Genomic DNA, 13462 nt, shown 5'->3' on the forward strand with positions numbered 1-13462 from the left:
CCAGCTGATATCTGGAGTCATATGGTTGGGCCGTTGCGAGACGCCATGGTTCCGTATTATTCGGCTCGGCCGCACCTCGACCCTCGGTCAGAAGGGACAGCGCAGAATGAATGCGACGGACCCGATCTTCTCCCTTCGACCTGGGCGATTCACGCCCGACATTGTTCGAACCGAGAACCGAATGGGTCAGTTGCTGATCGAGGCGAACGATGACCTGCGCGCACCCCTGACCGAGATCGGCGACCTCGTCGATCGGTATCGGCAGGGCGCGGAATCCGACGGCGATCTGGTGATCGACCGGATCGGACAGGAGTCGGTGCGCATGCGCCGCATGCTCGACGAGTTACTGACCCTCACCCGAATGGATGTGCTGTACCCATTCGAATGGCAGCCCGTGGACATGGGCGCTGTGGCCGATGAGGTGCTGCGCGACGTACATGTCCCCGAATCGCATAATCGCCTGGCGGCGTTGACAATCGAGGGCTCCGATTCCTGCGAGGTGGTGGGTGATCGCATTCGCCTGCGCCTGGCACTGTCGAACCTGATCGGATGCGCGATATCCGCTGCCGAGTCCGGCGCCGCGGTCTGCGTGCGACTCATCGCGGGGGAGCGGGTAATACGCATCGAAGCCACGACGAACGGTCAGGCGACGACGGCGGGCAGGGCCACCTCAGGGCTGGGGCTGGCCGTGGTCCAGTCGATAGTCGCCGCACACGCCGGCGCGGTCTGGGTCGATCATGAGCCCGGCCGCAGTGGCACTTTCACCGTCGAACTACCGCGCGCCCTCACACCGTGCGGCTCTGGAACTCCCGGTGGTATTCGTCCATGATGTCGGTCAGCCACTGACCGATCATCCGGTAGCTGTCCTCGGCGAGATTTGCCAGTGACACCCGCACCGACCACTCGGGCCCGCCGAATCCGCCGCCGTTGAGCAGTACCACCGACCCCTGTTCGGCCAATCGGAATACCGGGTCGACAGGCTCATATGCGGTGGGCAACCACTCGGCGAACGCCGCACTCCACCGCTGCTTCACCCAGAAGATGAGATCGATTTCGGCGTAGTAGTTCGCGGCGTTCGGATCGACCGGCACCGGTATGCCGAAGCCGTCACACAGCGCCATCAACCTGCGGGCAATGATCGCCTCGCAGTCCGCGCGGTGCCGGGAATCGGTGTCCAGCAGATCGGAAAGCGCGAACAACGCCATCTGCACCTGCTGCGGTGTGGACAATCCGGCCGTGTGGTTGAGCGCCACATCCCGCGAATCGGCGACCATGCGCTCGATGAATCTGAGCCCCGCCGGATCCAGCGCGATTGCCGAGTATCGCTGTGCCAGCCGATCCTTCTCCTTGGCGGGCAATGCCGCGAGACGCCGGTCGAAAACATTGTTCCGCGCGACCGCGATGACCCCCAGCCGCCAGCCGGTGCACCCGAAGTACTTACTGAACGAGTACACGCCGATGGTGTTGGCCGCCGCGATCGACATCAGCGAGCGAAACCCTTCGACAAAAGTCCCGTACACATCATCGGTGATGATCGTGAGGTTCGGATTCTCGTGCGCGGCGATCGCGGCGATGCGCTCGATCGTGCTGTGATCCAACATCACCGAGGGCGGATTCGAGGGATTCACCAGGAACAGCGCCTTGATAGCGGGATCGGTCAGCTTCTCGATTTCCGCCGCGGGGTACTGCCAGGTGTGCACACCGGTGCTGGTCTCGGTGACGGCCTCCAGCTCCACTACATCGAAGTGGAAGCGCTCCAGCTGCGGAATCTCCAGGTACGGCGTGAAGATCGGCGTCATGATCGCGATCCGATCACCCGGCGACAGCAGGCCGTTGAGCACGCAGCTGTCGAACAGATAGCACATGGCCGCAGTGCCGCCCTCGGTGGCGAACAGGTCCCAGCCGCCCGCCGGCGCACCACCCATGGCGAGATCCAGATAGTCGTGCACCACCCGTTCGATATGGGTGAGCATGCGGTCCGGCAGCGGGTAGTGATCGCCGTGAATGGCATCGGCGAGCTCGCCCACCCAGGCATCGGCGTCGAATCCCAGTCGGGTGACGCCGTATTCGACCGCCCCGCGCAGCAGTGTCGCCGCAGAATTCTCCTGCTGCGCGGTGAGGAATCGATCGAGCCGACCGGCGATGCCGTCCCGCTGCGGCATGCCGGCCAGTTCGGCGAATTCGCTCCAATCCCGTCGGGCCTCGGTGACGGCGAACTGCCCGAGCAGATAGAACGCCTCGCGAGGCACGATGGAGGTCCAGTTCGGATTACCGCGCCCCGCATCGATCATCGAGTGCGCGGTCTTCTTCAGCGTGTCGTCGGCCAGATCGATGAGCTCGTTCTTCAATTCGAACGGACTGAGCCGCTCGTACCGCTTCTCGGTGGCACGGTCGACGCCCGCATCGTCGGCGCTCATCGTCAAACCTCCGTCTGGTCGATCTCCGAATCCGATGCTCACCGTTGCGCATACGGCTGATTCCCGGGCGGCACGACACGCCGTGCCGCATATTTCGAGACGGACCGGACGGGGGTGTTCAGATCAGTGCCCGCAGCATGCCCTCCGGTTCGATGCCCATCGAGGTCAGGGCGTCGGAGTGGTAGATCGATCCCGGAATATGAATGGCATGCTGCAGGCCGACGTGTGCGTCCCGCCAGAAGCGCTGCAGCACATGACCCTTGCGCACGGCATTGCCACCGGACCGGGCGAAGATCTCATCGACCGCCGATACCGCGCGCCAGGCGCAGCGAACCTGGTTGCGCCGCACCACGGATCGATCGGCGAAGGTGATCGGCGAGCCCGCATCGGCCAGATCGTAGAGCCGGCTGATCCCGTCCAGCAGCTGTGCGCGCGAGGCCGCGATCTCGGACGCCGCCTCGGAAATGGCGTACAGCGCGTACGGATCATCCTTGATCGCGGTGCCCATGGCGGTGATCCGTCCGCGCTGATAGTCCAGGTGCGCGGCCAGCGCACCCTCCGCGATACCGATGACCGCCGCGGTGATGCCGAGCGGGAACATGGCCCAGAACGGCAGCCGGTACACGGTTTCGGTGCGCCCGGCGCGGTCGGCGGCAATGGTTCCGGAGGAGACCTCCTCCGAGTCGATGGTGCGATACGCCGGGATGAACGCACCGTCGACGATCACGTCCTTGCTGCCGGTGCCGCACAGTCCGATGACATCCCAGGAATCGTCCACGATGGTGTAATCCGCGCGCGGCAGCACCACATGCAGGATCCGCGGCGGCATCACGGGCATGCCGTCGGCGTCACCGACCATGGCGCCCAGGAAGATCCAGTCGCAGTGGTCGGTCCCCGAGGAGAAACTCCACCGGCCCTTCAGGATGTAGCCGCCGTCGGTCGGCGTGGCGATACCCTGCGGCGCATAGGGCGAGGCGATCCAGGTATCGGGATCGGCGCCCCACACCTCTTCCTGCAGACGGCGATCCATGAGCGCCATCTCCCACGGATGCACCCCGCCCACGCCGCACACCCACCCGGTCGACCCGCAGGCCGCGGACACCGCCATGACCGCCTCGGCGAAATCCCTGGGGTGCGCGGCGAATCCGCCGAAGTCGGTGGGCTGCAGCATGCGCATCACCCCGGCATCGCGGATCAGCGCGACGCTCTTGTCGGACAGTTTGCCCGCCCGCTCCGTCTCGACAGCGGCCTCCGCCAACTGCCCGGAAATCTCCGCCACCCGATGAACAACGCTGTGCGACATGCCCGCACCTCCGAACCACTAGCGAGAACCCGCCCCGCCAAGCGGCGAGGCACCCCTCGAAGTTAACGGTGACCACCTTCACAGCGGACCGTCGTCCCGGTGATCGGGTCGACCGATGGCGGTGCGGGCGCTGCTGCCGTATGCTCGGCGGCTCTCAGCCGAGGACGAATCCGCCGCTCGGGTTGATGTGCTGGGTGTCCTCGACGCCGCGCAGCAGGGCCGCCATGGCCTGCACCACTTCGCCGAGGGCGGTGACGGCGGCATTCTCCGCCGGATCGGTGGACCAGGATTCGGTCATGACAGGCCTTTCGTGAGGTCGGGTGTGCGGAGGTGGTGGTCGGTCAGCCGCTGATAGGCATCGCCGGCGCGCAATACGGTGGCTTCGGCGAAGGGCCTGCCGCTGAGCGACATCGACAGCGGTGTGCGCTCGCTCGACAGGCCGATCGGAACGGCGAGAGTCGGATTGCCGAGCGGGTTCCAGTACGGGGTGTGCAGGGAGGCAAGCACATTCAGCGGTTGCAGCTGGTCGATGGCGGCCAGCGGCGGTGCGCCGAGGTGGCCGGTCGGGGTGAGAACCAGGTCGACCTCGGTGAACAGCGCCGCCATCCGTTGCTGTGCGATACGCCGAACGCGTTGTGCCTGAATGTAATCCGAGGCGCTGAGGGCATCGCCCGCCGCGAGGATGACGCGGGTGCCGCGACCGTAGTCGCTCCAGCGGGTGCGCAGGTCTTCTCGATGGTAGGTGTGCGCCTCAGCGAGCATGACCACCACATCGATCGCGGACAACTCCGGATACATCGGGACCTCCACCGGCACGATGGTCGCCCCTGCTTCGCGCAGTGCGTCGATTGCCGCACCGAACAGTTCCGGCTGGGCCGGGTCGATGCCCGCATTGGCATAGCGGTCGAGATCGTCTACGCCGATGGTGATTCCACGCAGATCGCCGGTAAGCGCACCGGAGTAATCGTCGACTGCGGCAGGCGAGCTGTACGGGTCGGCGGCCTCGTGCCCGGCGATCACCGACAGCAGCAGCGCGCAGTCCGCCGCCGAACGCGCCATCGGCCCGACATGGTCGAGGGTGTAGCCCAGGGGGACAACACCGGATTTCGGCACCCGCCCGAAGGTGGGCTTCAATCCGGTGATTCCGTTGAACGCCGCGGGAATTCGAATACTGCCCGCGGTGTCGGTGCCGATCGCGCCCAGGAACATGCCCGCCGCCACTCCACTGCCGGATCCGGAACTGGAACCGCCCGCCCAGCGGTCCAGGTCCCAGGCATTGCGCGGCACCGGAAACGGCTTGTCCGGATCCGGAACACCGATCGCGAACTCCATGGTGGTGGTCTTGCCGGTGACGATCGCCCCGGCCAGTTCCAGCCGGGACACCACGGCGCAATCGCCGGCGGCGGCGCCCCATTCGGGAGCGAGGACCAGACTCTGCGCGGTGGTGGAAGCATGGGCGTGCGCGAGAATATCCTTGACGCCCAACGGTATTCCGTCGAGCGGAGCCAGTTCGCCGCCTGCCGCGATCTTCGCGTCCACCTGTTCGGCCTGCGCCCGTGCGCGTTCGTCGAAGCGGGTCAGGAAAACACCGAGGCTGCCGTCGATCGCATCGGCGGTGGCGAGGGCCTGATCGATCAGTTCGACCGCGCTCACCGCCCCGGATCGCAGTGCGGCGGCCGCATCGGTGAGCGTCGAAAACGCAACGGGGACTGTTGTTGTGGTCATGATTGCTCCTCGGTCAACGGGGGAGTGCACCGGTCAGATCGATGCGGGGGATCGCGCCGATGCGTAATTGCATCTCGCTGCGGCAGGTGCCCAGCGCATAGTCGATCGCCTGCCCGTCACGATCGCGGATGGTCTGTTCCAGCAGCAGCACCGGCTCACCGGGCAGCACATGCAGCAGTGCTGCCGCGTAGTCGTCGGCCAGCGCGGCCTGGACGCCGACATCGAAGGTGGTGAAGTCGATGCCACCGGCATGCAGCAGCGAGTAGAAGTCGTCCCGGAAGGTGGTCAGGTCGACCCGGGCGGCTTCGGGAGCGCGTAAGTAATTGGTGAACAGCCCAATCGGCCGCCGGTCGAGCAGCAGTACGTACTCGATGCACAGGCAGTCGTCGCCGACGGCGGTGCCGTCGAGATGATCGGCAATCACCTGGGGCGCCGGAACCCAGGCCCAGTGCAGCAGTCGTGGTGCGATACGCCCCAGTGCGAGATGCTCCTCGAGCGAACGGCCTTCCGGCGGAAGCGCTCCCGAGACCAGGTATTCGGCACGGACCGGCACGGTGCCCACCCCGCGCCGCCGTTCGACGAGTCCGTCCGAACGCAGCAGATCCAGCGCCTCCCGCACGACATCACGTGAGGCCTGGTACTGCGTCATCAGCTCGGCCTCGCTCGGCAGCTTGCCGGAGCCGAACGCGCCGTCGCGCAGGGAGGCGCGCAGCAGATCGTGCAACCGCCGGGCAAGCAGATGTGAGGAGGCGGGCAGGCACTCCTCGACCTGAACGCGGAATTGCGCCCGTTCCTGTGCGAACTGGGTCGCACCGGCTCGGCTGGGGCTCTGCTCGCTGGGTGGCATATCCGTACTGTGCCCATCGGCACGTTACGCGACAAGGAACTGGCGTAAATGTCCAGTTACGCGACCGATGGCGTGAACTCGACCACTCTGACCTGCGAATTTGCCCGGCACCGCGGAAGTTTCGCGGTGCCGGAAGGTCAGCGTCGGGTGAGCGGCGGGCGCAATCGGAGATGTTCGCGGAGGGTGGTGCCCGTGTACGCGGTGGGGTAGGAGCCACCTTCCTGCAGCTCCGGAATCAGCCAGTCGACAATGTCGTCCAGGCCGGTCGGCACCAGATACGGGGTGATATTGAAGCCGTCGCTCGCACCGTGCCGGACCCAGCGGGTCAGCTCGTCCGCGACCTGCCCGGGGGTGCCGGCGAAACCGAAGCGCGCGGTCGTCTCGATGGCCACCTGACGCAGGCTGAGGTTGCGGGATTCGGCGAGCTCGCGCCACTGCCAGGCAATCGCGACCCGATCCTGGCCGTCGCGCTGCGCACCGCGGGTACCGGAAATCACCGACTGCTCAGGATCTTCCACCGGCAATGGCCCGTCCGGATCGAGAGGGGACAGATCCCGGCCCCAGACCTGGCCGACCAGCGATAGCGCGGTCGCACCGGTGATCTGCTGCTCGAGCACCCAGCGCTTCTTCTCCTCGACCTCCGATTCCCGTTCGGCCAGCACGATCTGGGTGCCCGGCAGAATGCGAATATCGTCGGCCGGGCGGCCCGCCGTGACCAGTCGAGTCCGTATATCGTCGGCGAATTCGCGAGCCGGTTCGAAATTGGTTCCGAAGGGCGAGAAGATGACTTCGGCATGCCCTGCCGCGAAATCGCGGCCCTGTGGTGAGACTCCGGCCTGGAAGATCACCGGATGACCCTGAGGGCTGCGCGGCAGGGTGGGCGTGATGGCGACCCGGAAATGGTCGGTATCACGCTCGACGGTCCGTACCGCACCCGGTGTCAGCCAGGACGAGCTGCGCCGGGACGGGGCAATCGCCGTGTCGGACCAGGAATCCCAGATCTCGCGGGCGGTCGTCAGGAACTCCGTGGCGCGCTCGTAGCGGTGCGCGTGGTCCAGAAAGCCGCCGCGCCGGAGGTTCTCGCCGGTCCAGGCATTGTCGGTGGTGACGACATTCCACCCCGCCCGGCCTTCGGAGAGCAACGCCTGGATCACCGCCAACCCGCGTGAGGCGGCCCAGTACTTCGTCGACGACGTTATCGCCCGTGGCGGCAAGGCCGACCTGGACGCCTGGGAAGCCGCACTGCGCGGCCGTCCCTTCGGCGTCAATGCGGTGACCGAGCAGTTCCTGGACGAGCAGCAGCACGCGGCCGATCTGCTCGCGGCGAATGGTCTACTGCCGCAGACGATTCGCGTCCGCGATGCGGTGCTGCCGTGGATCGGCGAGGCAGTCGAGGCCACCAAGTCGAGCGCCGCCGTCTAGCCAAACAACTCCCGGGGCCGTCATTCGTCCCCCGTGGGCTCCCGGTGGAGTGGATCGACCCAGTACACGGCGTCGGGCCGCTCCACCGGTTCTATATCGAGATTGACGACCACGGCCTCGCTCCCACTACGCACCAGCACGCAATCCAGCGGCTCATCGCTACTGGCATTGATCTCCTGATGGGGCACGTACGGCGGCACAAAAATGAAATCCCCAGCCCCCGCCTCCGCTACGAACTCCAGCTGCTCACCCCACCGCATCCGAGCCCGCCCCCGAAGCACATAAATCACACTCTCCAGCGCCCCATGATGATGCGCCCCCGTCTTGGCATCCGGATGAATCGTGACCGTCCCCGCCCAAAGCCGCTCCGCCCCCACCCGCGCAGCATCAATAGCCGCCGCCCGACTCATCCCCGGAGTCTGCGGCGTATTCGAATCCAACTGCCCGGCCCTGACCACCCGCACCCCGTGCTCACGCCAATCCTGCGCATCCACCACCACATACCGCCTTTCGACTCGACGCGAATTCCATCGTACGGTGCGTCGGCGGAGGGAGGCTGGCGGCGCTTGGGTTAAGAGAACAAGACAAAAGACGCCTGGATAAGAAGAGCGAGAGATAAAGACGCAAGGCAAAAGATGAAATCCGAGTATTCTGAATAGCCTTATATCACAACGGAATTCGCCTTTCCGGGTCTGTCTTCACGGAGTAGAATAAAGGCATGGAATCAAGGGGAGAAACCGCAATCGCGACCGGTGCAGCCGCACTGGCCGCTGCGGTCGAATCCCTCACCACCCTGCCGTTGATTCCGGTGTCGGACACCGACATTGTGGCGTTGATGCAGCAGATCGAAACCAGCACCCGCCGGTTGGCATCAGTGCAGCGGGACCTGATCGTGCAAGCCTGCGCGCGTTCCTTGCCCGCCCTCAACGGTTCCGGTAGCCCGGCCCTGTATTTGCAATCGGTGCTGCACATTTCGCACGGGGACGCGATCAACCGGTGGCGCACCGCGGAGGATCTCGCGGTGTGGCATCGCGTCGGTGACGAGCCCGACCCGGCCCCTGTCCTGCCGAACGCCGCCCAAGCCCTCGATGAGGGGGCGATCTCCCTCGATCATGTGCGGGTGATCCGGCAGGTCATGAACCGGTTGCCCGGCAAGGTCGCGCCCGAGGCCCGCGCCTACGCCGAGAAGCAGCTCGCCTACCAGGCGCGTGCCCTGGACCCGACGCACCTGCCGAGGATCGGGGAGATGATCCTGGGCTACCTCGACCCCGACGGCAAACTCACCGAGGACGCGGACCGGCAGAACCAGCGCAGCGCGGTTCTGAGCCCGCAACGCTACGACCTGATGTCCACCCTCACCGTCGAGCTCACCCCCGATGCCCGTGCGGCGTTCGATGCGGTGATGGCGAAGCTGGCGCGTCCGGGGATGTGCAACCCGGCGGACAAGGAAAGCCCGTGGGCTGAGGATGAGGACAACCCGGTGCCCCGGGATGTGCTGGAGGCGTGCGCGGCCCGGGATGAGCGCAGCAAGGCCCAACGCCAGCATGATGCCCTGCTGGCGGTGTTGCACCCGGACTTCAACCCCGCCAAACTCGGCTCCCACCGGGGGCTGCCGGTCTCCACGATCATGACCATCGACATCGAGGACGTCGAACGTGCCTCGGGGGTGGCGACCCTGGCCACCGGTGGGCAGATCCCGGTCGAGAACGCCCTTGCGTTGATGGCCCGCGACTGCAAGACGTTCGTGCTCGTGAAGGACAAGAACGGGATGCCGTTGCATATCGGGGAAATCCGGTTGGCGAACCCGGCACAACGGATGGCGTTGATCGCCACCGAACGCGGCTGCACCCGCCCGGGGTGCTCGGCTCCGGCGAGTATGGCCGCCGCGCATCATGTGACCGAGTTCAGCAAGGGCGGCCCCACCGATATCGAAAACCTCACCCTCGCCTGCGATCACTGCCACGCCCTGGTCAAAGACGGGCCACGCGGATGGAAAACGATCAAACTCGGTGCGGATTCGGACTTTCCGGGCCGGACCGCCTGGATCGCTCCGGCGCATGTGGACCCGACCCGGACTCCGCGAGTCAATCACCTGCATCACCCAGCCGAGTTGTTGACCGAGGCGCCGCCCTCGCTGCGGCCTCGCAGGGTGTGTCATGCCTCGGGATTGTCCCCGGTTCGGTACCGGGTGCTCCGCCGGGCCGCCACACCCCCACCGCGACAATAGGTTTCCCGCCCTGTGTCACCGACAGGATCATCCTGTCGGTGCTACAGGTCGTTGCCCGACATGATCTTCCGGGTTCGTGTCCTTCGATCCCTTGTTCCCAGGCGTCTTGGTCTTTGAATCTTTGGTCTTTTCGTCTTTGTGTCTCTGAAACCGGACCACAGCCAGTCTTCCGCCCGGTACCGCAGGTATCTCCTTGGCCCGGAAGGTAAATCGGGTACCCCACCCGACGCCACCAGCACGGCCAAATCGGGCCCTGCCCGCACCCAGAAACCCACCACCACCTCTGGACGCAAGCAACCCAGGTGCACCGACGGTTTCTATACCGAAACCGCCGGTGCACCTGGGTTGCCTGCGTCCCGGGCAGGGTTGATCTGCAAGAGGGCGCGGGCAAAGCCCGAGATGGCCGTGCTGGGCACGTCGGGAGACGTACCCGGCCTACCTTCCGCAGTTGGGAGAACTATCTGCGGTACCAGCTTGGTCGACCGGCTGTGGTCCGGTTTCAGAGACGCAAGACGAAAAGACCAAGGACTCCAAGATTGGGAGACTAGAGGTGGATTCTATAGTGGGCGGAAGGGGCGTTCTGTGCCGGAATCGGTTGGGGTGTTGATGATTTCGGTTAGGACGGCTCTGACTGTTTCTATGTGTTCTTTGCCTGTGCGGGCTGTCAGGGTTTTTTCGTATTCGGCGTGGAATTGGCGGACGGTGTTCAGCATGTCGCGGCCGTGGTCGGAGAGGTGTAGGAGTTTGGCGCGTTTGTCTTCGGGGTCGGGGCGGCGCTCTACGTAGCCGTGGCGGACCATCTCGTCGACGATCTTGGCTGCGCCCTGGGCGGTGATGCCCAGGCGCTCTCCCAGTTGGCTTGCGGTGAGCGCGTTCTCGGCGAGGGTGCGCAGGACGTAGCCGTAGGAGGCGCCGAGGACGCGGTGGCCGTGCTCGGCCAGATGTGTGTGCAACTCCTGGACGAAGGCTTGGTACGCCTGCCCGAGCAGGACGCCGAAATCCATCCTTGACGCTCCTTCCGTCGATGTGTTCAACTCTAGTTGAACAACCATAGTTGAACACCTCGGTTGAATACTAGGAGTCACAGCATGCCACTCATCAAATCCGCCGATGCACCCGTCTTCGAAGGTCCCCTCATGACCGCCGTCGGCTTGGCCGCCCCGAGCAGGGGCTCCACCGAGAACAGCGTGTGGCGCTTCACCATGCACCCGGGCAACCCGGGCCACGCACACGCGGTCTCGCGGGAAGAGATCTTCGTTGCCCTCTCCGGCCGGGCCCGCGCCACCATCGACGGCGAAACCCGGGACTTCTGCGCGGGCGATGCGCTGGTGATCCCGGCGCACACCGTCTTCCACGTGTCCGTGCCGGGCGACGAACCGTTCGAGGCCGTCGCGATCCTGCCGGTGGGCGCATACGCCCAGGCTCCCGGCGGTGACCGGGTCAGCCCGCCGTGGGCCCAATAGTCCACATACGCAATCGATTACACAGGAGAGTCATGCCGCACATCACCGCCGACCTCGCCCCGCGCTTCGAGAACGACCACGCGAGCTTCATCGGCCTCGCCGCACCCAGTCGCGGTTCCACCGAGAACAGCGCATGGCGACTGACCATCAAACCGGGCGTGGACGCGCCGGCGCACGCACTGACTCGCGAGGAGATCTTCATCGCGCTGTCCGGCACGATGAATGTCACCATGGGCGGCGAAATCCTCACGGTGGCAGCCGGAGACGCACTCATCGTGCCCGCTCATCAGTCGTTCGCCATGTCCAATCCGAGTGACGAACCGTTCGAGGCTATCGTGGTCCTGCCCGTCGGCGGGCAGGGTCTCATCCCCGGTCAGCCGCCGATCGTCGCCCCCTGGGCGCGCTGATCCGCGGCGGGACTCGGTGGTGCCGAAGGGGTGTCGCCGTCTGGACCGAACCAGGACGGGATTACCTCGCGGACAAAGGAACTGATGCATTCGGCAGTCGGGCCGGACAGGATCTCGGCCACGAAGTAGATGCCGTCCCGGCCCTGGATATCCGATACCCGTTCGAACCAGCCTTCGCGGACCGCGGCCGCGCTGGGGTAGGCAGGCCATTCGGCAATGGTTTCGGAGACGAGTTCCGGGTCCTCGAACAGGAACAGGCCCTCTTTGGCGAGCGCCCAGGCCCGTGCGTCCGTTATCGAGGTGTCGGAATTGCTGAAGCAGATCCAATACGGACCGGGGTGCTGCTTGTTGGCGGCGGTGATGCGGTGCAGGGCTTGTTCCGGATCGGAGTCGGTGTAGCTGCCATAGGGCTCCAGCAGCCAGAAGCCCAGGGGTTCAGAGGAATTCGATCGGCGCGGGAAGGTGATGATCTCCTCACGGACCTTGATCAGATAGCTGCGGGTCCAGGTTCGGGGGCAGTTCCGCTCGGCGAAGAGTTCGTGAATATCCCCGGCGGGGAAGATGTCCCGAATCTGGGCGGGGCGCGCTGTCAGCACCACGCGTGAGTACATCGCGCTGCGCTGCTCGCCGCCTGCCGTGTAGCCGACCCGAACACCTTCTCCCGGAACAGGTTCGATCGAGGTGACTCTGCTGTCGACGCTGACTTCGAGTCGGCAGTCCTTGGCGATCTGCCGAATGAAACTGATGAATCCGTGCCGGAAGGCCACGGTCACCGGCCTGCGGGAGTTCATCTGCGCGCGCAGCGACTGCGGCATGCGCTCCAGTAGCGCCTGTTTCCGCGCCGGATAGAGCGACAGGATCATCTTCGCCAGCTGCGAAACATGGCCGGAGATATGCGCATTGATATTGATGATGGTTTCGGCGGGCTGCCGGGGCCTGCGCATATTCGCGTACAGCGTGAGGCCCTGCAGTATCTCGCCGACCAGTGGGGTGTGGCGGGCCCGGTACGTCTCCCAGGTCTCGCCGGGGATCCGATCGAAGGCTAATCCGCTGAGCCCTGGTCCCCGCCTGTCCCGGGCTGCTCGCTCGATGAGGTTCCACGCCTCGGCCAGCTGATCGGCCGCCTGCTCGGGCGTCAGTGTCCGGAACAGCGGCAGAAAGTGCGGCGGAACGGTCAATCCTGGTTTGCCGGAATCGGTTTCGGCAACGAAGTGCAGCGCTTCGACCTGTGTTTCCACCGGATGCTTGCCGATCAGCTCATCGATGGCGGTTCCCGAAGCGTCCTCGCCGAAGTCCTGCTGAATGATGAGATGTGCTTGGAAATCATAGATTTCGCCCTCCGCCTCGGCGGTCTGGCAGTAGCCGCCGAGCTGCGCCCCGGCCTCGAGGATGTCGATATTCCGGTAGCCGAGATCGCGCAGTTTCGCGGCTGTGAGGATGCCGCTCTGTCCGGCGCCGACAACGCAGATCGGTGCGGTGAGGTTCATCGGGACTCCCTCGGATGGGTCGCGAAGGTAGGTGATGGACTCGAGTATGCGGGGCCGGGGTTACGCAGGCGGCCCGAATGTGGCAACGTATCGCCCCGGTGAGTGGAACGTGTTCTATATCTGAGGTGGTTCCCCGCCCTATGGTGCAGGTGATCGGCGTGAGA

At 65.4% G+C, this 13462-nt stretch carries 12 protein-coding genes and 2 pseudogenes; 5 read left to right on the forward strand and 9 right to left on the reverse strand.

Features of this window, described 5'->3' with window-relative positions; all coding sequences use genetic code 11:
- Window positions 1-181 precede the first annotated feature (181 nt).
- Window positions 182-829 (forward strand): sensor histidine kinase, encoded by a 648-nt coding sequence (locus OG716_RS03205; protein WP_405136196.1) that lies wholly within the window; start codon window positions 182-184, stop codon window positions 827-829.
- Here the strand turns inward: OG716_RS03205 and OG716_RS03210 are convergent.
- The 6 genes and pseudogenes from OG716_RS03210 to OG716_RS03235 all read right to left on the reverse strand — a co-directional run.
- Window positions 786-2417, reverse strand: a complete 1632-nt coding sequence (locus OG716_RS03210) for a bifunctional aspartate transaminase/aspartate 4-decarboxylase (protein WP_405136197.1) — start codon at window positions 2415-2417, stop codon at window positions 786-788. The two genes, OG716_RS03205 and OG716_RS03210, sit on opposite strands and share 44 nt — an antisense overlap.
- Window positions 2418-2535: 118 nt before the next feature.
- Window positions 2536-3720, reverse strand: coding sequence for a hydroxylase (locus OG716_RS03215; RefSeq protein ID WP_405136198.1), 1185 nt, complete (start codon window positions 3718-3720; stop codon window positions 2536-2538).
- A 154-nt stretch (window positions 3721-3874) separates the two neighbouring features.
- The gene (locus tag OG716_RS03220) at window positions 3875-4018 is read right to left on the reverse strand and encodes a hypothetical protein (RefSeq protein WP_405136199.1); all 144 of its coding nucleotides are present in this window, start codon (window positions 4016-4018) and stop codon (window positions 3875-3877) included.
- Window positions 4015-5445, reverse strand: coding sequence for an amidase (locus OG716_RS03225; protein WP_405136200.1), 1431 nt, complete (start codon window positions 5443-5445; stop codon window positions 4015-4017). The genes OG716_RS03220 and OG716_RS03225 overlap by 4 nt, the downstream gene beginning before the upstream one ends.
- Before the next feature lie 13 nt (window positions 5446-5458).
- Window positions 5459-6292 carry a GntR family transcriptional regulator gene (locus OG716_RS03230; RefSeq protein WP_405136201.1) on the reverse strand — a complete coding sequence of 278 codons (834 nt, stop codon included), beginning with the start codon at window positions 6290-6292 and terminating at the stop codon, window positions 5459-5461.
- A 137-nt stretch (window positions 6293-6429) separates the two neighbouring features.
- Window positions 6430-7434 (reverse strand): annotated as a pseudogene (locus OG716_RS03235) (LLM class flavin-dependent oxidoreductase); the annotation flags it as partial.
- On the opposite strand from OG716_RS03235, the pseudogene OG716_RS03240 reads away from it, so the two are divergent.
- Window positions 7427-7714, forward strand: a pseudogene (locus tag OG716_RS03240) (ABC transporter substrate-binding protein); the annotation flags it as partial. The pseudogenes OG716_RS03235 and OG716_RS03240 overlap by 8 nt on opposite strands.
- A gap of 20 nt (window positions 7715-7734) precedes the next feature.
- Here OG716_RS03240 and OG716_RS03245 read toward each other — a convergent pair.
- Window positions 7735-8211: a cupin domain-containing protein gene (locus OG716_RS03245; protein WP_405136202.1), complete on the reverse strand. Its 477-nt coding sequence runs from the start codon at window positions 8209-8211 to the stop codon at window positions 7735-7737.
- Window positions 8212-8432: 221 nt separating this feature from the next.
- Here OG716_RS03245 and OG716_RS03250 point away from each other — a divergent pair, with 221 nt between their 5' ends.
- Complete coding sequence (locus OG716_RS03250) at window positions 8433-9941, forward strand: DUF222 domain-containing protein (protein WP_405136203.1); 1509 nt, start codon at window positions 8433-8435, stop codon at window positions 9939-9941.
- A 557-nt stretch (window positions 9942-10498) separates the two neighbouring features.
- Here OG716_RS03250 and OG716_RS03255 read toward each other — a convergent pair.
- Window positions 10499-10945, reverse strand: coding sequence for a MarR family winged helix-turn-helix transcriptional regulator (locus OG716_RS03255; RefSeq protein ID WP_405136204.1), 447 nt, complete (start codon window positions 10943-10945; stop codon window positions 10499-10501).
- 84 nt (window positions 10946-11029) lie between these two features.
- On the opposite strand from OG716_RS03255, the gene OG716_RS03260 reads away from it, so the two are divergent.
- On the forward strand, window positions 11030-11404 hold the full coding sequence (locus OG716_RS03260; RefSeq protein ID WP_355126292.1) for a cupin domain-containing protein: 375 nt from the start codon (window positions 11030-11032) through the stop codon (window positions 11402-11404).
- Window positions 11405-11436: 32 nt separating this feature from the next.
- Entirely contained in the window at window positions 11437-11811 is a 375-nt protein-coding gene (locus OG716_RS03265; RefSeq protein ID WP_405136205.1) for a cupin domain-containing protein, read from the forward strand.
- Here OG716_RS03265 and OG716_RS03270 read toward each other — a convergent pair.
- Window positions 11778-13298, reverse strand: a complete 1521-nt coding sequence (locus tag OG716_RS03270) for an FAD-dependent oxidoreductase (RefSeq protein WP_405136206.1) — start codon at window positions 13296-13298, stop codon at window positions 11778-11780. The genes OG716_RS03265 and OG716_RS03270 overlap by 34 nt on opposite strands.
- Between the last annotated feature and the right edge of the window lie 164 nt (window positions 13299-13462).

The organism is Nocardia sp. NBC_01388 (assembly GCF_045040085.1).
Taxonomy (GTDB): domain Bacteria; phylum Actinomycetota; class Actinomycetes; order Mycobacteriales; family Mycobacteriaceae; genus Nocardia.